Source organism: Ruegeria sp. K11 (assembly GCF_056531905.1).
Map to the genome: position 1 here is coordinate 31,231 of NZ_JBQFMP010000020.1, position 18,633 is coordinate 49,863.

Below are 18,633 nucleotides of genomic sequence, written 5' to 3' on the forward strand. Positions count from 1 at the left end.
CACTGGCAATCGTAAGAGCGAGACTTCGAAAATCAAGCTTTAGTATTATACTTGGTTCAAAAAAAGTCTTATCTTTGATGACAAAGCTGTATTACAGATAATACCAATTACAGAAGGGAAAGCCGTGTGCCGATTGTCGAGCTGCATGTGATCGAAGGCTACAGCGCCGAGGAAAAACAACGACTTGGCCGGGCATTGACCGATGCAGTGCGATTCGTCGTGCCCGCTGCGCCTGATCTCGTCACTGTGCTGATCCATGACCTGCCGCCTGAGGATTATTACCGCGGCGGCCAGACCAGACAGCCCGCACAGGCCAAGGATGACCCCGAGCAGATCGTCCGCGCGTTCCTTGCAGAAATGAGCGAACGCGAACTCGAAGAGGCGGCGGCCAGACTGGCACCGGGCTTCGTCATGCACTTCCCCGGAGCACTACCGATGCACGACCTGTCCGAGCTTATGGACTGGGCCGCGCCCCGCTATCGCAGCATTACCAAAACCTATGAAGGCTTCGATGCAATGCAAAGCGCGGGCGACGCGTCGATAGTCTATTGCCGGGGAACATTGTCCGGGGAATGGCCGGACGGGACCCCTTTCGCAGACATCCGCTTCATCGACCGGTTTGAGATCATCGACAACCTGATCACTCGTCAGGATGTCTGGAACGACATCGCAGAAACAAGGGCACAGGCATGAGCGAGATTGACCCGATCACTCTTTCGGTTCTGGCAGGTCGCATGGAACAGATCGCGGATGAAATGGACGCAACCCTGTTCCGCGCGGCCTTCAACCCCATCATTGCCGAGGCGCATGACGCCAGCCACGGGCTCTATTCGGCCACAACCGGCGACACGCTGGTTCAGGGCAAATCCGGCCTGCCGATCTTTGTCGGCGTGATGTCCTTTGCGGTGAAGGCGGTGATCGAAAAGGCCGCCGCTGACGGTGATCTGGAAGACGGTGACATCTACATCTTCAACGACGCGCATATCGGCGGCACGCATTTGTCGGACATGCGTTTGGTGCGGCCTTATTTTCGTGATGGGCAGCTGTTCTGCTATCTCGCCTCGGTCGGGCATTGGCATGACGTGGGCGGCGCGGTGCCCGGGAACTACAACCCTGCCGCGACAGATGTGTTTCAGGAGGCGTTCGTCTTGCCGCCCGTCAAACTGGCACGCAAAGGTGAGGTCAATCAGGACATCATCGACATCCTGCTGCGCAACACCCGCCTGCCCCAATCAGCCATGGGCGATCTGAACGGCCAGTTGGGGGCGCTTGATCTGGGCGTTCGGCGAATGGATGAGTTGCTGGACGAATACGGCGCGGACATCGTGTCAGCCGCGCTGGAGGCGCTCGGCCATCGCGCCGAGGCGCTGATGCGGGCCGAATTGCAAGACCTGCCCGATGGCCGATGGGAGGCTGAGGATTTCCTCGACAATGACGGCATCACCGACACGCCCCTGCGCATCAACATGGCGCTTGAGATCAAAGGCGACCGGATGGTTCTGGATTTTTCCGGTTCCTCGCCGCAATGCGAAGGGCCGGTGAATATCGCTCTACCGACGACTGTCGCAACGGCCTATGTGGCCATCAAGCACGTCTTCCCGTCTCTGCCCGCCAATGCCGGGGTGATGCGGCCCATCGAAGTCATCGTGCCCGATGACAGCCTGCTGTCGGCCAAGTTCCCGGCCCCGACCGGCGGGTATACCGAGACTATTTTGCGGATGATCGACGTGGTCTTTTCCGCCTTCGCCAAGGCTGCGCCGGACCGGGTTGTGGCCAATGCCTATGGCACGATCAACGCGCTGTCGATTGCGGGAAAACGGTCGAACGGGCAGCCTTGGGTAATGTTCAGCTTTTACGGCGGTGGGCACGGCGGCTCGGTCGAAAGCGACGGGTTGAACCACGGGAATGCGCCGATTTCCACCGCCACAATCCCGCCGATGGAAATTCTTGAGGCCGCCTATCCCGTCATGTTCCGGCAATGGGCCCTGCGCCCGGACAGCGCAGGCGCGGGCGCGCATCGCGGCGGGCTTGGGGCTGTCTATGAGATCGAAGTGCTGGAAGAGAACGGGGCCGAGGCGTTTTTGTTCGGCGAACGCGGACGTTTTGCACCCAAGGGGATCGCCGAGGGTCAGGATGGCGCGATGAATGTCTTCACCTACGAACAGGATGACGGCTGGAAAGCGCCGCCTCTGGTGTCGAAAATGCGCGGGATCAAACTGCGCCAAGGACAAGCCGTGCGGCTGGAAACACCCGGCGGTGGGGGTTACGGCGCAGCAAAACGCCGTGCGCCTGAAAATATCGCCAAAGACGTCGCGCGCGGCTTGGTCAGCGCGGATCAGGCGGACCAGGTCTATGGCTCTGCCTGGCGGGAGGCAGCTCAATGACCGGGCGCATGATCGGCGTTGATGTCGGCGGCACCTTCACGGATGTTTTCGTGTTGAACGAAGGCGACGGCACCGCAACCGTTGCCAAGGTGCCCACAACCCGCCCGGATCAGTCGGGTGGTTTCCTCGACGGGATCGGGCGCGAGGTCTCGGACCTGTCCGAAATTGCAGTTGTTGTGCATGGCACCACCGCTGGCACGAACGCTCTGCTGGAACGCAAGGGTGCGAAAACCGGGGTGATCTGCACCCAAGGCCTGCGCGACGTGCTGGAGATGCGCCGCCGCGACCGCCCCCGCACATGGGGCCTACGCGGTGATTTCGAACCGGTCGTGGACCGTCGCGACCGGCTGGAAGTGCCCGAGCGTACTCTGGCCGACGGCAGTATCCGCACGCCGGTCGATCTGGATGCCGTGCGCGCGGCGGCCACCCAATTGCGCGATCAGGGATGCGAGGCCGTCTCGATCCTTTTCGCCAACGCCTATGCCAACCCCGAAAATGAGGCTGCCGCCGTGGCTGCGGTGCGCGAAATCTGGCCAAACCCGCATGTGTCGGCGTCATCGGAAATCCTGCCAGAGATCCGGGAGTTCGAGCGATTTTCCACCACCGCACTGAACGCCTATCTGCAGCCCGAGGTTTCGGGCTATCTGAACCGGCTGGAAAACGCTCTGCAATCGGGCGGGTTCGACGGGGAGTTCATGATCGTGCAGTCCAACGGCGGTGTTATGGGCGTTGGCACGGCTTGCCAGTTACCCGTCCGCACTGCCCTGTCCGGCCCTGCCGCAGGGGTCATCGCTGCCGGTTACATCGCGCAATCGGCGGGGTTCGACAATGTCATCACCGGCGATATGGGCGGCACCAGCTTTGACGTCTCGCTGATTGCGGGGGGACAGACGATGCTGTCGGCTCAGACCTCGATCGACTTTGGCATGGTCGTGCGCAACCCGATGATCGAGATCACGACCATCGGCGCAGGCGGCGGCTCAATCGCCTGGGTCGACAAGGGTGGCTTACTGAATATCGGCCCCGAAAGCGCCGGATCAAAGCCCGGCCCGGTGGCCTATGGGTTGGGCAATGACCGCCCCACGGTGACCGACGCCAACGTGGTTCTGGGCCGGATCGACCCGGACAATCCCATCGGTGGCAAGTTGGAGAGACTGGATGTCGAGGCAGCCCGTCAGGCGATTGACACCCATGTGGGGCAGCCGCTTGACCTGTCCACGGTTGAGGCCGCCGAGGCCATCCTCCGCGTCGCCAACTCTCGCATGGCAGGCGCGATCCGGCTGGTCAGTATTGAACGCGGGTTTGATCCCAAGCGGTTCGTCTTTATGCCCTTCGGCGGTGGTGGTGCGCTGCATGCCGGGGCCATGCTGGCCGAGGTCGGCATCGCGCGGGCCATCGTTCCGCGCTATCCGGGCGTGACCTCGGCCATGGGGTGCGTAATTGCAGATATGCGGCAGGATTTCGTGCAAACGATCAACTCGCTGGTTTCGCAGCTGGACAGCGCTGCGATGGGGGCGTTCATGCAGGATCACGTCGATCAGGGCATGGCCTTGCTGGACGCCGCCCGCACCACGTTCGAGGCGCGCGAGATTTCGTTCGAGCTCGACATGGCCTATGTCGGGCAAACGCATACGGTGCCGGTGCCGCTGCGCGTTGCGGTATCGGAGGGCATGGTTACTCCGCCTGACAGCGCAGCCATCGAACAGGCCTTCGACACGGCCTATCACGCCACCTATGGCAGGCTTCTGAAAAACGGCGTGCGCCGCATTCTGAACCTGCGCAGCGCGGTTACAGGCAAACGGCCAAAATTCGACCTGTCTACGCTGGCTCCTTCGACCCAAGGCCTGGTAACGCCAATAGCGACGCGGCAGGTTCACTTTGCCCAAGATTGGTATGACACGGCGATCTATGACCGCCTGTCCCTGCCGGTCGGGGCCGTTGTCACGGGGCCCGCGATCCTGACCCAGCCCGATACCACCGTGCTGATCGAACCGCATCTGCAAGGCCGCGTGGATGCCTATGGCAACACGATCATCGAACCGCAGGAGGCGTGAATGAGCGATCCAAACACCTGGGACCCGCAAAAGACGGCCCTTCTGACCATCGACCTGCAGAACGATTTCCTGCATCCCGAAGGCGCCTATGGCCGCGCCGGGCAATCGGCCCCTGCCATCGCCGCCCTGCCCGATCGTATCGCCCCCTTGGCGCGGCGGTTGCAACAGGCCGGGGGGCGCTATTTCTCGGCCCAGTTCACTTTGGTGCCGGATCGCAATGGCGAGCCGCTGATCGCTCCGCATCTAAAACAGCTGCGCCCGTTCCTGACCAAGGGCGATTTTGCGCCCGGAGGGTTCGGTCACACTCTGGTGGACAGCTTACAACCCTGCGAGTTCGTGATCGAAAAAGTCGCCTATTCCGCGTTCTACCAGACCCGGTTGGAATACCTTATGCGCGCCGTGGGGGTTGAGACCCTGATCGTCGGGGGGATCGTCACCAATGGCGGCGTCGCCTCGACCCTGCGTGACGCGCATCTGCGCAACATCGAAACCGTCATGCTGACCGACGGCTGCGCCGCCTTCCGGGATGAGGTGCATGAGGCTACGATTCTGTCACTGGGCACGGTCACACATCAACGCACCTGCGCCGAGGTCCTGAACTGGCTGGAGGGCGCAGCATGAGCCTGAAATCCCGGCTACAACAGCAGAAAATCCTTGTCGCGCCCGGCGTCTATGACGGGCTGACCGCCTCGCTGGCCGAAAAGGCCGGGTTTGAGGCGTTGTATCTCAGCGGGGCCGCCGTAGCCTATACCCGGCTTGGACGTCCCGACATCGGCCTGTCCACCGCCTCGGAAATGGCCGACACCATGACCCTGATCGCGGATCGGGTTGATCTGCCGGTCATCATCGACGCCGATACCGGCTTTGGCAACGCGCTGAACGCGCAGCGCACCATGCGGCTGTACGAACGCGCCGGAGCATCGGCCCTGCAGGTTGAAGACCAGACCTATCCCAAACGTTGCGGCCACCTGTCAGACAAGTCGCTGATCCCGGCGCAGGAAATGGCCGGAAAGATCGCGGCCATGGCCGATGCGCGCGCCAGCACCGATACGCTGATCATCGCCCGAACAGACGCTATCGCGGTCGAAGGGTTCTCAGCCGCCACCGACCGCGCGGAAACCTATCTGGAGGCTGGCGCGGATGTCCTGTTCATCGAGGCCCCGCAAAGCCGCGAACAACTCACCGCCATTGCCGGCCAATTCGCCCCCCGCGTGCCCCTGCTGGCGAACATGGTCGAGGGCGGCGCGACGCCGATCCTCGGAGCCGGTGACTTGGAAAAACAAGGCTATTCCATCGTCATTTTCCCCGGCGGCATCGTCCGCGCCTTGGCCAAGACGGCGCAGGCCTATTACCAGAGCCTTGCCGAACACGGGTCCAACAAGCCCTTTGCTGATCACATGTTCGACTTTGGCGGCCTGAACGATGTGATCGGAACCGCCGACATGCTGGAAGCCGGGGCGCGCTATGATGACCCCCAGAGTTGAAAGCGCACTGCCCGATCAATTCGATCTGAAGACCGGAACTTTGATCATCGGCGCGGGCGCATGCGGCATGGTCGCGGCCCTGTCTGCTGCCGAACAGGGGCAGGACGTGCTGGTGATCGAGGCTGACCCGGTACCCAGCGGGTCAACCGCGCTGTCTGCGGGGCTGATCCCGGCCGCGGGCACCCGATTGCAAAAGGCCGCAGGGATAAGCGATACTGCAGAGCAGTTCGCAAACGACATACAGGCCAAGGCCCATCATCAGAACGATCAGGCTTTGGTTGACCTTCTGGCAGGCAATGCCGCCGAGGTCATCGACTGGCTGACCGACCGATACGCCCTGCCCTTCTCGGTTGTGACGGATTTCGATTACCCCGGCCATTCCCGCAGACGGATGCACGGGCTGCCGACCCGCTCGGGTGAGGAACTGGTCAATGCCCTGCGTAGCGCCTGCGAAGCTACCGGTCTGGACATCATCTGCAACCGCCGCGCGACGGTTCTGTACAAAGACGGAGACCTGATCCAAGGTATCGCCGTTACCGGCCCGGATGACCGCATTGAGACCATCGCTTGTGACCGGCTGATCCTGGCCTGCAACGGGTTCGGCGGCAATCGCGAACTGGTGGCCCGGCACATGCCGCAGATCGAGCAGGCCCTGTGGTTCGGCCATAGCGGCAACCGGGGCGAGGCTGTGATGTGGGGCGAGGCGATGGGCGCTGACCTGCAGAATCTGGGGGCCTTTCAGGGCCATGGCAACGTCGCCCATCCGCATGGCATCCTGATCACATGGGCCGTCATCACCGAAGGCGGCATTCAGGTAAACCGCGACGGCCACCGCTTTTGGAACGAGGCGCAGGGCTATTCCGAAGCCGCCCGCGCCGTGCTCGCTCAACCCGGTGGTGAGGCCTTTGCCATATTCGACGAGCGCATCGCCGCGATTGCCCGCCAGTTCGAGGATTTCAAACGCGCCGAAACCTGTGGCGCGATCCAATCCGGTCACACGATTGAAGACCTGGCAAACCTGTTGGGCATTCCATCTGCCGCCGTGGTGCAAACCTTGCAAGAAATTCCCGTTCGCAGCGCAGACAAATTCGGGCGGGAATTCAATGCTCCAAGGCTTCGTCCCCCGTTCAAGGGAGTCCGCGTGACCGGAGCGCTATTTCACACTCAGGGCGGATTACGGATCGATTCTTCCGCTCGCGTTCTCAAACCAAACGGGACCGCATTCACCAACCTCTTTGCAGGCGGTGGTGCCGCTGTCGGTGTCTCGGGCACGGGCGATGACGGATATCTTTCGGGGAACGGTCTACTCAGTGCGGTTGTATTGGGCCGCATAGCCGGTCGGTTCCGCGCACCAACCTGACACATCCCCTTTTGTCCAATAGGGGGACAACGCGTTGGGCCTTGACCAAAAAACTGACCAGATTCTCCACAATCCGGTCCGGGCGCACCTTCATCCAGATCAAAACACACTTGAATATGCAGCCCTTCACCCCGCAACCCGAAACTTTCCGTTCCGCTTCGACCGAGCTTATTACCAGGACATACTCGCCCCCCGGTTTCCCGAGCAACAATGTCATCAACAAAGGTGGAAACAATGCCTCTGGGATTTGGAGCAATGACCTGAGAAGTTACGTTCTTGGGTTCCCAGCGCAGGTGGACCATACCAAAGGTCAAATCATGCCTCGACTCTGTCCATTTCTACAGTTCGCAGAACTGGCGGCCTAACCCACCGGTACAAAGCCGGGTTTCCGAACAACCCCAATCTTTGCAATGGAACGGAACCCGGGCGCAAACCCTTGTGGCGGCCAACTGGTATCGGTGCTCGGATAAAACGAAACTTGTTGTTTCGCCACGGTTTTTTCACGAAGAGACACCTGTCCCCGCCGCAACAATCGTGCCCATCGACACCGAAGACCAACCTATCGAGATCGCAAATGCGACGGAACACGGGCTGGTCGCACATGTCCACACGCAGGACCGGCGCCGGATTTGTCGAACGAGCCGGGCTTTGCAATTCGGCATGATTGCCATGAACCGCGCCCAAATTACCTGTGCGTTGATCCCGTTCGCCGACGTCAAACGGTCCGGGCTTGGACGCGAAGGCGCAAGACAAGGGCTCGATGCTTTCACAAAAACTGAACGACGACCGACTGACTACAACAACATCCGTGGCCGCCTTAAAAAGAAGAAGATCATTGGCCGGTAGCGGGGGTATCACAGGTCGCTTCTGATGACCGGGTCACTCACCGGGTTCGAACTTTTCACAAGAAATTCGACCTGATCCTTGCCGTAGGGCCCGACACAATCGCGGCCTTCATCGGCGAACCCATCCTAGGAACCGGCGGGATTTTACCGCCACCTGATGGGTATTTCGTTGCCATTCAGAAGGTTTTGAAGAAAATCGATATTCTGCCGATCGCGACAGAGGTGGTCACTGGTTTCGGGCGGCGCGGCAGCATGCTCGTCCCATCACTCACCAGTTTGCCTGGCGTCATTCCAAAGCGAGAACGGAAATCGAGTGCACAATGTCACTGCAAAACGGACGACCCCGAGATTGGTTTGTTTAGAATTTGATAGAGTTCGCTAATTCATGCATATGGCCATAAAAGCCCCTACCCGCCTCAAGTTAAATTCTCTTGGAAAGGTCGCGGGCTGACTTATCCAAAAACCTCACGACAGGAAAGTTACGCGGCACATCCGATCAAGGCATTGATCAAAATAGTCGATATTAAAGCCTTTCCTCACGCTATTGCGCGCCAGTGTAGATGCGCGCCCAGTCCTTCGCCATATCAACAATAAGCCAGCCCAGATCCGGACCCTTTTCAAGCCCGTCACACAGCCGACCGATATGGCTATCGCAGGCATAGGCCACTTCGCGTTCACCATCGGTGTGATGCACAATCAAACCAAGCCGAGGTCCGTCACCTGCCGTAGTCCATTCTATCATCGCATAATCACCGTCCGAGTTTCCGCCTGCAATGATTGGCCGCTTACCGATAATCCGGTCGATATTGATCGGCTTGCCTTCTTTGTCGTCGACAAAACCGATTGCGGGTTGTTTGATGATGGTGGGAACCCCTTCGACCACCTCATAGGTGGTTTCGGTATAGGTGCCGATGACCTGTTCTGTAGGGATGCCATAGGCGGCCTCTGCAAAGACCCGCATAAAGTGGATTCCACCGCCAGAGACGATATATGTCTTGAACCCTTCATCACGCAGATAGCGCAGCAACTCCACCATCGGCTGATACGTCATCTGGTCATAACGCAGTCCGGTAACCGGGTGCTTTGCGGTCGCTACCCAATCAGCGACGCTAGCCTGAAAGTAATCTACGCTCAGTCCGCTATGTGTTGCGCTCAAAACCTCTAACACCGCCTCCTTGCCACCTTCCGCAAGAGCGCCGTAATCGCCCTTTGCCGCAGCCTGGAGCGCATCAGATGTGATCAGGTTTGGATTATCCTGCGCCATTCCCTGAAACGCGTCGACCGCATAAATCAGTTGGAAATATACCGGCTTCTCAGCCCAAAGGGTTCCGTCATTGTCAAATACGGCGATACGATCAGATGGCGTGACATAGTCATCGGATGCGACATCCGTAACGGTTTCGACGAACGAAATGATCCGTGCCTTGCTTTCCGTGTCATTCCAGGATGGCAACGGGTCTGCGAGCGCAGCAGAAACAATGAAAGGAAACGAGAAGATCAAATTTAGGCGAAGCATTGCAAACACTTTCCCGGTTAGAAAACAAAAGAAGGGCCGCCGCTAAGCGGCGGCCCAGCTTGATACAATAACGAAGATCAATCACCCACTGGCGCGATCATCTTTTCCATGACCTGTTCCAGATTAAAGCTGGCCGCCTTCTGGCGTGGCGGAAATTCCTGGAATGTCGCCAGGAAATTGCCCACATACTGCTGCGCCGGAACCAGGAAATAGGCTCGGTCTAGCAACCAGTCAAAATAGGTATTCGAGGTCCGGTAAGCGCGCTCATAGGGGTCGCGGCGCAGGTTGATGATCAAAGGGATACGCAGCTCGGTCCAAGGTTCCATCCAAGCGCGCAGAGTGCCCCATGCCTTCTGCTCAAGGAAAATCAGCTTCCAGTCGTCATACCGCAATGCCGTCAGGTCACCATCATCCGAGAAATAGAAAATCTCCTTGCGCGGTCCCTCTTCCACTTCACCCTTGAAAAACGGGAGGAAGTTATAGCCATCCAGATGTACCTTGTATTCACGTCCGATGGCTTGAACGCCGCCCTGAATCAGCTCCTCCTTGATGTTGTCACGCCCTGCAGCGGCCAGATAAGTCGGCAGCCAGTCCATATGGTGCATGATCTCGTTCGAGACAGAGCCAGGCTCGATCAGACCGGGCCAACGCACCATCGACGGCACCCGCCAGCCACCTTCCCAATTGGTGTTCTTTTCGCCCCAGAACGGAGTCATCGCGGCATCCGGCCAGGTGTTCATGTGCGGGCCATTGTCCGTCGAATAATGCACGATTGTATTGTCGGCGATGCCCAACTCGTCCAGCAGGTCCAGCAATTGTCCGACATGCATGTCATGTTCCAGCATCCCGTCGGTATATTCGTCGTTGCCCGGGTTGCGTCGATCATCGGCCACATGGGTGCGGAAGTGCATCCGCGTGCCGTTCCACCAGACATAGAAAGGTTGTCCCTGCTCGTGCGAGCGCTTGATGAAATCGATAGCGGCGGCCACTGTCTCGTCATCGACTGTTTCCATGCGTTTTTTGGTCAGCGGACCGGTGTCCTCGATCGTGCCATCGGCCTTGGACTTAATCACCCCACGCGGGCCGTATGCCTCGCGGAACGTGCGGCCATCGGCCAGAACCCGGTTGCCGGGATAGTCTTCGTTCTCGGGCTCTTCCTCAGCATTCAGGTGGTAGAGATTGCCGAAAAACTCATCAAAACCATGGTTGGACGGCAGATGTTCATCCTTGTCGCCCAGATGGTTTTTGCCGAACTGACCGGTAACATACCCTTCGGCCTTGAGCAGTCCCGCGATTGTCGGGTCTTCCTCCTGCATCCCCAGATCAGCGCCCGGCAGGCCCACCTTGGACAACCCGGTCCGAAACACGGACTGTCCCATGATATACGAAGAGCGTCCGGCTGTGCAGGATTGCTCACCATAATAGTCGGTAAAGATCATGCCCTCTTTGGCGATTCGGTCGATATTGGGCGTGTGATATCCCATCAGACCCATCGTGTACGCCGAGATGTTGGACTGGCCGACATCGTCACCCCAGATCACAAGAATATTGGGTTTTTGCTCTTGCGCGGTGGCTGAAACGGCCAGAAAGACCGCGCTGGTCAAAGTCACAAATGGTCGGATGATGCGCCGGAGCTCAATGGCTGCAAACATGTTTTCAAACCTTTTTTGAGGAATACGGAACTACCCCAGTTTACACGGAAAATTGAGCCATTGTGTTAAAAATTGATTTTTTTGCGTGCCCAAATCAGTCTCAGCCGCAAACGGAGTTCGACACTTGCCATCATCTGGATGCGAAGTTCAGCCGCATCCTGTTCACGCCCGATCTGCTGCCTTCGAATGTCACCGGAACCGAGGTGTACATTCAGGCCGGGGGCACGTCCGGGGTCCGGTTCGAGCCAGGACCGATCTTCGCCAAAATCGTTCTGGCCGACGAGATCAATCGCGCGCCCGCCAAGGTGTAAGCCGCCCTGCTGGAAGCGATGGAGCTTTACTTTGCCGATTTGGTTTACGCCACACGAACGCCGACAACCCTCAGCGAGGGACCGGGCAGCTGGATCGAGATCGATACCGGCCCGCGCGCCTCGATTGCTCTGGACAAATACAGCCGCACCCACGCTTGGCTGGCCGACCGAGACTATATCGACCTTCTCGATGGATCAGAGAGATTTCATTGGTGAAAACGGACAGCGGTTACAACATTTGGACGCAGTACGTGATGCGCTCAAGACCTTCATCACCGAACGCGACGGCGACCGAATGGCCCTGATCGTCTTTGGTACGCGGGCCTTTGTGCAGGCTCTTTTCACCGAAGTTCTGCAAAGCCTTGAAGAGTTCCTTGACCAGACGCAAGTGTGTATGGAAGGGCCGAACACAGCCATCGGAGATGCCATCGGGCTGGCGATCCGAATGTTCGACGGCAGCGAAGTCGAAGACCGTCTGATCATTTTTCTGAGCGATGGCGTGGACACCAACAGCCGGGTCTTATCCAAAAGGCCCCCACATCGAAGCGATGGAAAACCGCGGTCTGCTGCTGGGGACACGCACGGAAACCACCGCGCACTGGCGCGCTACGATCCAGGTTCCCAACCACACGCCGCCGTATGAGGCGTGAGCCGCGCTCGTCAGCGCGCGCAACTGCACCACTTAAATCCGAAGTAATCTGGTCATGCGACCCGCTCTGCAAGGACGGCGGTCAGCGAAAGGTGTTGCAAGCCCTTGTGGAACCATCGGCGGTCATAATGCTTGGTGAAGGCGTCAACCAGCTGCAGGAGGTGGGCAGGGGAAATGCTTGTATTTGCTTTGTTCATGTACTTCATTCAAAGGCATTCAATAAGCGGGGATAAGAGACCATGCCATTGCATGTCGGAGCGGATATTGGCGGTACATTTACCGACCTTGTTCTTGTGAGTGACGACGGCACCCGTTTCGAATTCGGCAAAATCCTTACGACACCTCAGCAGCCCGACAACGCCATAATCGAAGGGCTAGAAAAGCTTCTCTCGGATAAAAGTGTAAACCGAGACGACGTTCTTGACGTTCTGCACGGCACAACCTTGTTCACCAACGCACTGATCGAACGAAAAGGCGCCGTGACCGCGCTGATCACCACCAAAGGATTTCGGGATGCGATCGAGATTGGGCGCGAGCATCGCTATGACATTTATGACTTGAGAATGAAACGCCCTCTGCCGCTTGCCCCTCGACGCCGACGGTTCGAGTTGGATGAGCGCGTACTGGTGGACGGAACCATTCGAACCCCGCTCGACCCCGAAGAAGTGCGCGCACTTGTGGAGACCTTGAAGGAGACAGGTGTAGAGGCTGTTGGAGTCTCGCTGATTCATAGCTATGTCAACGACGCGCACGAGCGTCAGATTGCCCGCATCCTGCAGGAAGAAGCGCCAGAGATCGCGGTGACACTGTCCAGTTCGTTGGTTCCCGAGATTGGTGAATATGTACGCGGCTCGACCGTATTGGCGAATGTCTATGTCAAACGGATCGCGGAACAATATCTCAGCTGTCTTAGTCAGCGCCTCAAAGATCAGTTGGACCTGCCTGCGACACTCTTCATCATGCAATCCGACGGCGGGCTTTGTGAAATTGACGAGGGCGCAACGTCTCCGATCCGTTTGGTCGAATCTGGCCCAGCTGGCGGTGCGCTGGCGGCGGCCTATTATGGCGATCTTCTGGGGCACAAGGATGTGCTTGCCTTTGACATGGGTGGCACAACCGCCAAGGCCTGTATGATCGCCGACGGTCTTCCGCTTGTGACCAACGAATTTGAAGTGGACCGTCAATACCAGTTCAAGAAACAGAGCGGCTTGCCAATCAAGGTACCCGTTATCGAGATGATTGAGATCGGGACGGGCGGCGGGTCTATTGCCCGCGTTGATGCAATGCGCCGCCTGCAAGTCGGACCAGACAGCGCCGGGTCCGAGCCCGGGCCTGCGGCTTACGCGCTCGGCGGTGACAACCCGACCGTAACGGATGCTGATCTGCTGCTTGGTTATCTTGATCCCAACTTTTTCCTTGGCGGAACGATGGCGTTGGATGTTGCGGCAGCCGAAACCGCCATCCGCGAAAAAATCGCCGAACCTTTAGGGCTTTCGTCGCTGGAAGCCGCTTGGGGTATTCACCAGTTGGCAAACGAAAGCATGGCATCCGCGGCCCGTATTCACACGATCGAACGCGGGATGAACATCACGCGGTTCCCGGTCTTTGCGACCGGGGGTGCCGGACCCGTTCACGCCTTTGGTGTAGCCTCGATCCTTCGCAGCCCTCGGGTCATCTATCCGTTAGGTGCAGGTGTGATGTCGAGCATCGGATTCCTGACTGCGCCCCTTAGCATGAGCTTTGCGCGATCCTTGCCGAGCAAGTTGAAGGATATGGACTGGGAAACCGCAGCACAGGCTGTGCGAGACATGGAACACGCTGGTCGCGAGACTTTAGGACGGACCATAGACCCGGACACTGTAAGGTTTCGCCGGTTTGCTGACATGCGGTACGCCAAACAAGGGTTCGATGTGCGGGTGGCGTTGGACAACGACCCATTGGATACGGGCTATCGCGACAAACTCAAAACCGCGTTTGAGGACGCCTATCGCACCGTTTATGGCCACGTGTTGCCTGATGTCCCGATTGAAGTCGTGTCCTGGCGCATCGTGGCGGAGGGCCCCAAACCCAAACTGACGCTCCCAACCGCCTTGAACAGCTCTAACAACGTGTCTGACGCCCTCAAGGGTCGGCGTGCCATTTACCTCCCTGCGCATAAGTCCCTGAATACCGTGCCGGTATATGACCGGTATCGTTTGCCTGCCGGTGCGGTTTTATCTGGTCCTGCAGTAATTGAAGAACGTGAATCGACGGTCGTGATCAACGGTTCAGGTCGGATTCAGGTGGATGAAAACTGCAACCTTATCATCGATATGGAGCCGTCAGAGGTATAGGAGCGCACCATGGCAATTGACCAGATCACCCTCGATATTCTCTGGAGCCGCTTGATCGCGACAACCAACGATCAGGCCGCCGCACTGATGCGATCTTCCTTTACCTCGATCGTTCGCGAAGCCGGTGACTTATCGGCAGGTGTCTTTGACAGGCGGGGAAGGATGATCGCCCAGGCGGTCACAGGAACACCGGGACACATCAACTCGATGGCAACCGGCATGATCCACTTTCTAAACAGCTTCCCTATCGACACATTGCGCCCTGGCGATGTCCTGGTGACGAATGATCCTTGGAAAACCGCCTCACAACTGAACGACATCACCATCGCAACGCCCGTTTTTAAGGGAGACCGGTGCATAGCCCTGTTCGCCAATTGTTGCCACGCGCTCGATATCGGTGGCCGTGGTCTTTCGGCGGATTCGCGCTCTGTTTTTGAAGAAGGGCTTTTCATTCCGGTCATGAAGCTGGTCGATCAAGGCAAACCAGTCCAAGCAATCTTTGATCTCATAAGCGCAAATGTCCGCACACCCGAAGAAGTGCTGGGCGACATCCACAGTCAAATCGTTGGAAATGAAGTAGGAGCCAAGCAACTCCTCTCATTCCTGAACGAGTTCGGATTGGATGATATTGAAGAGCTTGCCGACGAAATCGTCGATCGGTCAGAAAGGGCGATGCGCGACCGTATTCTGGCGTTGCCCAATGGCCGTTACAGCTATGAATTGACCATCGACGGGTTCGACGATCCGCTCCTCCTCAAGGCGGCGATTATCGTTGAAGACGACGAGTTGACGGTCGACTTTGAAGGCTCACCGGATCAGGTGGCGCTTGGCGTCAATGTGACCCTGAACTACACGGCTGCATATACGACCTATGGTGTCAAATGCGCTCTCGGCGGTGACATTCCGAACAATGAAGGCAGCTTCCTTCCCGTCAAGATCGTCGCTCCGGAAGGAACGCTCCTCAATGCGAAATATCCGGCGGCTATTGGGGGGCGACATCTGGTCGGGCACTTCCTTCCGTCGCTTGTCATGGGTGCCCTGTCGGATGCCTTGCCTGACAATGTCATGGCACCGGGATTTGACGGCCTGTGGGATACGCACCTGTCAGGTGTCGATCCCAAAACCGGAAAACACTTCTCATACACATGGTTTGCATCGGGTGGCACCGGGGCGCTTAGCGGAAAGGATGGGTTCTCGGCAACGGCATATCCCTCCGGAATCGCCGGCGTGCCATCGGAAGTCATGGAGACACTGGCGCCCATCATTATGCGCCGCCGCGAGTTGCGAACAGACTCGGGCGGTCCGGGCAAGGCACGTGGCGGCCTTGGACAGACGATGGAAATCGAACTTTTGACCGACGACGCTTATCTGTTCTCTGGCCTGTTTGAGCGGGTAAAATACCCGGCCCCGGGCTTGCATGGCGGCAACCCGGGTGCCGTAGGTAATTTGGTGACAAACAATGACGTCGATCTGAAACCCAAGATTTCTGCCATGGTTGCCCCCGATACGGTCCCCGTTCTCGAAATGCCAGGCGGTGGCGGCTACGGCCCCGCGCCTGATCGCGACCCGGAATTGGTTCTCGACGATGTCCGCGACGGTTACGTGTCCATTGAAAGCGCAGAGAAGGACTATGGGGTTGTCATAGACACCAGTTCATGGACGGTGGACGCTTCTGCCACATTGAAGCTTCGCGCGACCATGTCGGCAACTCAGAAATGAGCCTCGCAATTTTCGCTCGTATGCTATCAACTTTGATCTCAAAAGAAATTCTGGGCGACCAAGGGTCAGCGCTTGCAGGCTTTTTTGCGGGCCTCAGGAAGACAGAAAGCGAGACAACGGATACCGGAAAGTATCTTCGTGGCATTGCAGCGCGTTCAACACGGCCGGCCCTGTAAAGTCGCGCGTGTCGTATTGGCAAACGCTGACCAATGGGTGGCGATGTCCGACCTCGTGGTTGAACCGCCGTTCATAGTCGAACAATTCGTCGTGGGACATGCCCAGGTCGAGACACCAGCTCATATCGCCCAACAGGCGAAACGTGCGCAACCCGGCCCGTGTTGTTGTGAATATACTTTGTTCAATGTATCGGCACATTGCCTTTCCGTCAGGAATTCCGCGACTTTGGACGAGTTGACCATTTTCAATGGCTTCGGGTAACCCGTCCCAAGCTTGCCGAACATGGTCGAGAATCTCCTGCCGCACGGCATCAGTAGCAATCAAAAAGCAGCCATCGCCATTTCGTAACCCGTCCACGAGAAACGGAACCGACCATTTCAGGCGACCAAGATCGTTTTCATAAAGGGTACAAATATGGCTGCCATATTCGATGGCGACACCCTCCAGGAGAACCTCGCTGGGACGCCCCCCTTGGTTTTTGTCGACGACAGGCGAAGCATCTCCGTCCAGAAACGCCATCAAATCTTCTCGACGGAAACGCCGTTCCTTTTTGACTCCGATCCGCTGACACGCCAAACGTCCCGAATTGGTCCAGCGCCGTAGCGACGCTTCGCTGACTTTCAGAATCGCCGCGGCTTCTTTGATATTCAGAAGCTCAGTATTTTGCTCAGGTTGGGCGTTCACGAAATTTCCTCATCTTGGTGCGCAATGCCTTCGCCGACCAATGCGCAGGGCGTTGGACCAACGGTGCCTGCCCTTTGATGTTGTTGAGTTTTCCAGCGTCAGCGCAGTCGCAATTTCTCTCACTATATCCAACAAACTCGGCTGTACAAGGCTATAGCCACTGTTGTTCATTTATAGTCATTGTTTAACTTTAATGTATTTTATTGACATAAATCCGTCATGAACGCTAACGTTTCACTACACCGATTTCCGCATGAATGCTCAGGCGTTGACTGAGCCCGGGAAACCCCCGCAACAACGCCCAAAAAGGTCGCGACACATGATTGGAAATCCAACAGAGAGGAGATCCCAAATGTCTGACAAAGTACGCCTGTTGCATCATCCCGCTTCTCAGCCGTGCCGCACGGCGTTGCAGTTTCTGATCGAAAACGACATTCCGCACGACGAAGAGGTCGTGGATATCACGACCAACATCAATGAGCGTCAGGAATTTCGCGACGAGTACAACCCAACAGGTCAGGTGCCGATCCTGTGTGATGGAGACCTGCGGGTTTGGGAAAACGTTGCAATTGGTCGATACCTGAACGAAAAATATGATTGTCCGGACCATTGGTTCGGTGGCACGCTACTTGAGCGAACCAGGGTCAATATGTTTGTTCAGTGGTACGCTTATACACTTCGCTTAGGCGGCGGTGCTTTTCACTGGACCATTTTTGCCCCCATGATTTATGGCGCGGACAAGGATTTTTCGGCCGAGGTGCGCAAGGGAAAACACTTGCTTTATGAGGCATTGGATCTGCTGGAAAACTATTGGCTGAAGGATACCGCTTACCTCTGTGGGGATCAGATCACCTATGGCGATCTGGCAGCATTTCATGAATTTGTCTCTCATGAGGCCGGAGGCATTATTTCTGACACTGTTTGGAGCAAACACCCCAAAACCCGCGCCTGGTTCGAAAAGATTTCGGAACGGCCTGCGGCGCAGCAAGTCAGTGAATGGCAATACGAGACAATCCGAAAGGTGTTGGGCGGTGAGATGAAAGTAACGTTTACCCGTCGGACCGCTGTGCTGAAAGGCACTGAGGCACATGGCGGGCACAATACAGGGTTGGTTCACACAGGCGACAAGCATGACTTCATAGCCGAAGTGGAGTCTCCAAGCTGAACCACAGCGCCTGAACAGCGCTTTGACGAGGAACAGCCAGTAATATGTCGTGTCGCCTTTCCTGTGTCAGGCGGCATTAATAATCAAAACTGTTAGGCCAGTGCAGCATTTGGCCGGCTGGAATCAGTTGGATTTAATTAGGAGTGTTCGTTATGCGCACCCGAGCCGCCGTCGCCGTTCAGGCGGGCAAACCTTTGGAAGTGATGGAGGTGAACCTCGAAGGCCCCAAAGCCGGTGAGGTTCTGGTGGAGATCAAAGCCACCGGCATCTGCCACACCGATGAATTCACCCTGTCGGGTG

15 protein-coding genes and 2 pseudogenes are annotated in these 18,633 nt (G+C 57.6%); 14 read left to right on the plus strand and 3 right to left on the minus strand.

The window, feature by feature from the left end; translation table 11 throughout:
* Positions 1-126: 126 nt before the first annotated feature.
* From ACR0K4_RS21200 to ACR0K4_RS21230, 7 genes and pseudogenes are all read left to right on the plus strand, one after another.
* Positions 127-693, plus strand: coding sequence for a tautomerase family protein (locus tag ACR0K4_RS21200; RefSeq protein ID WP_480855665.1), 567 nt, complete (start codon positions 127-129; stop codon positions 691-693).
* Complete coding sequence (locus tag ACR0K4_RS21205; protein ID WP_480855666.1) at positions 690-2,384, plus strand: hydantoinase B/oxoprolinase family protein; 1,695 nt, start codon at positions 690-692, stop codon at positions 2,382-2,384. Before ACR0K4_RS21200 ends, ACR0K4_RS21205 begins: the two co-directional genes overlap by 4 nt.
* A complete protein-coding gene (locus ACR0K4_RS21210) occupies positions 2,381-4,438 on the plus strand; it encodes a hydantoinase/oxoprolinase family protein (RefSeq protein WP_480521983.1) in 2,058 nt (685 codons plus the stop codon). The genes ACR0K4_RS21205 and ACR0K4_RS21210 overlap by 4 nt, the downstream gene beginning before the upstream one ends.
* The gene (locus tag ACR0K4_RS21215; protein ID WP_480855667.1) at positions 4,439-5,059 is read left to right on the plus strand and encodes a cysteine hydrolase family protein; all 621 of its coding nucleotides are present in this window, start codon (positions 4,439-4,441) and stop codon (positions 5,057-5,059) included.
* Positions 5,056-5,922 carry an isocitrate lyase/PEP mutase family protein gene (locus ACR0K4_RS21220; protein WP_480855668.1) on the plus strand — a complete coding sequence of 289 codons (867 nt, stop codon included), beginning with the start codon at positions 5,056-5,058 and terminating at the stop codon, positions 5,920-5,922. Before ACR0K4_RS21215 ends, ACR0K4_RS21220 begins: the two co-directional genes overlap by 4 nt.
* Entirely contained in the window at positions 5,906-7,282 is a 1,377-nt protein-coding gene (locus ACR0K4_RS21225) for an FAD-dependent oxidoreductase (protein ID WP_480855674.1), read from the plus strand. The genes ACR0K4_RS21220 and ACR0K4_RS21225 overlap by 17 nt, the downstream gene beginning before the upstream one ends.
* 534 nt (positions 7,283-7,816) lie before the next feature.
* Positions 7,817-8,382: pseudogene (locus ACR0K4_RS21230) on the plus strand (aldehyde dehydrogenase family protein); the annotation flags it as partial.
* Between the two features lie 286 nt (positions 8,383-8,668).
* Here ACR0K4_RS21230 and ACR0K4_RS21235 read toward each other — a convergent pair.
* Both ACR0K4_RS21235 and ACR0K4_RS21240 read right to left on the minus strand, forming a co-directional pair.
* Positions 8,669-9,643, minus strand: a complete 975-nt coding sequence (locus ACR0K4_RS21235) for an HAD family hydrolase (protein WP_480855669.1) — start codon at positions 9,641-9,643, stop codon at positions 8,669-8,671.
* A 77-nt stretch (positions 9,644-9,720) separates the two neighbouring features.
* Positions 9,721-11,295, minus strand: a complete 1,575-nt coding sequence (locus tag ACR0K4_RS21240) for an arylsulfatase (RefSeq protein WP_480855670.1) — start codon at positions 11,293-11,295, stop codon at positions 9,721-9,723.
* Between the two features lie 62 nt (positions 11,296-11,357).
* On the opposite strand from ACR0K4_RS21240, the gene ACR0K4_RS21245 reads away from it, so the two are divergent.
* The 5 genes from ACR0K4_RS21245 to ACR0K4_RS21265 all read left to right on the plus strand — a co-directional run bounded on the left by ACR0K4_RS21245 (position 11,358) and on the right by ACR0K4_RS21265 (position 16,307).
* Entirely contained in the window at positions 11,358-11,606 is a 249-nt protein-coding gene (locus tag ACR0K4_RS21245; protein ID WP_480521989.1) for an AAA family ATPase, read from the plus strand.
* Between the two features lie 18 nt (positions 11,607-11,624).
* Positions 11,625-11,822, plus strand: a complete 198-nt coding sequence (locus ACR0K4_RS21250; RefSeq protein ID WP_480521990.1) for a hypothetical protein — start codon at positions 11,625-11,627, stop codon at positions 11,820-11,822.
* A gap of 22 nt (positions 11,823-11,844) precedes the next feature.
* The gene (locus ACR0K4_RS21255; protein ID WP_480521991.1) at positions 11,845-12,249 is read left to right on the plus strand and encodes a VWA domain-containing protein; all 405 of its coding nucleotides are present in this window, start codon (positions 11,845-11,847) and stop codon (positions 12,247-12,249) included.
* 245 nt (positions 12,250-12,494) lie between these two features.
* The gene (locus ACR0K4_RS21260; RefSeq protein WP_480855672.1) at positions 12,495-14,588 is read left to right on the plus strand and encodes a hydantoinase/oxoprolinase family protein; all 2,094 of its coding nucleotides are present in this window, start codon (positions 12,495-12,497) and stop codon (positions 14,586-14,588) included.
* Between the two features lie 9 nt (positions 14,589-14,597).
* Positions 14,598-16,307, plus strand: a complete 1,710-nt coding sequence (locus tag ACR0K4_RS21265; RefSeq protein ID WP_480521993.1) for a hydantoinase B/oxoprolinase family protein — start codon at positions 14,598-14,600, stop codon at positions 16,305-16,307.
* Between the two features lie 93 nt (positions 16,308-16,400).
* On the opposite strand, the gene ACR0K4_RS21270 is transcribed toward ACR0K4_RS21265, so the two are convergent.
* A complete protein-coding gene (locus ACR0K4_RS21270) occupies positions 16,401-17,168 on the minus strand; it encodes an MEDS domain-containing protein (protein WP_480855673.1) in 768 nt (255 codons plus the stop codon).
* Between the two features lie 352 nt (positions 17,169-17,520).
* Between ACR0K4_RS21270 and ACR0K4_RS21275 the strand changes: the two genes are divergently transcribed.
* Together ACR0K4_RS21275 and ACR0K4_RS21280 are read left to right on the plus strand one after the other, a co-directional pair.
* Positions 17,521-18,333, plus strand: a complete 813-nt coding sequence (locus tag ACR0K4_RS21275; RefSeq protein WP_480521995.1) for a glutathione S-transferase family protein — start codon at positions 17,521-17,523, stop codon at positions 18,331-18,333.
* Between the two features lie 152 nt (positions 18,334-18,485).
* Positions 18,486-18,633, plus strand: a pseudogene (locus tag ACR0K4_RS21280) (S-(hydroxymethyl)glutathione dehydrogenase); the annotation flags it as partial.

What these genes read in the sequence shown, in the direction of transcription:
- ACR0K4_RS21205 (WP_480855666.1), top strand. Translation starts at nt 690, where the DNA reads ATGAGCGAGATTGACCCGATCACTCTTTCGGTTCTGGCAGGTCGCATG.
- ACR0K4_RS21210 (WP_480521983.1), top strand. Translation starts at nt 2,381, where the DNA reads ATGACCGGGCGCATGATCGGCGTTGATGTCGGCGGCACCTTCACGGAT.
- ACR0K4_RS21215 (WP_480855667.1), top strand. Translation starts at nt 4,439, where the DNA reads ATGAGCGATCCAAACACCTGGGACCCGCAAAAGACGGCCCTTCTGACC.
- ACR0K4_RS21220 (WP_480855668.1), top strand. Translation starts at nt 5,056, where the DNA reads ATGAGCCTGAAATCCCGGCTACAACAGCAGAAAATCCTTGTCGCGCCC.
- ACR0K4_RS21225 (WP_480855674.1), top strand. Translation starts at nt 5,906, where the DNA reads ATGACCCCCAGAGTTGAAAGCGCACTGCCCGATCAATTCGATCTGAAG.
- ACR0K4_RS21235 (WP_480855669.1), bottom strand. Translation starts at nt 9,643, where the DNA reads ATGCTTCGCCTAAATTTGATCTTCTCGTTTCCTTTCATTGTTTCTGCT.
- ACR0K4_RS21240 (WP_480855670.1), bottom strand. Translation starts at nt 11,295, where the DNA reads ATGTTTGCAGCCATTGAGCTCCGGCGCATCATCCGACCATTTGTGACT.
- ACR0K4_RS21250 (WP_480521990.1), top strand. Translation starts at nt 11,625, where the DNA reads ATGGAGCTTTACTTTGCCGATTTGGTTTACGCCACACGAACGCCGACA.
- ACR0K4_RS21260 (WP_480855672.1), top strand. Translation starts at nt 12,495, where the DNA reads ATGCCATTGCATGTCGGAGCGGATATTGGCGGTACATTTACCGACCTT.
- ACR0K4_RS21265 (WP_480521993.1), top strand. Translation starts at nt 14,598, where the DNA reads ATGGCAATTGACCAGATCACCCTCGATATTCTCTGGAGCCGCTTGATC.
- ACR0K4_RS21275 (WP_480521995.1), top strand. Translation starts at nt 17,521, where the DNA reads ATGTCTGACAAAGTACGCCTGTTGCATCATCCCGCTTCTCAGCCGTGC.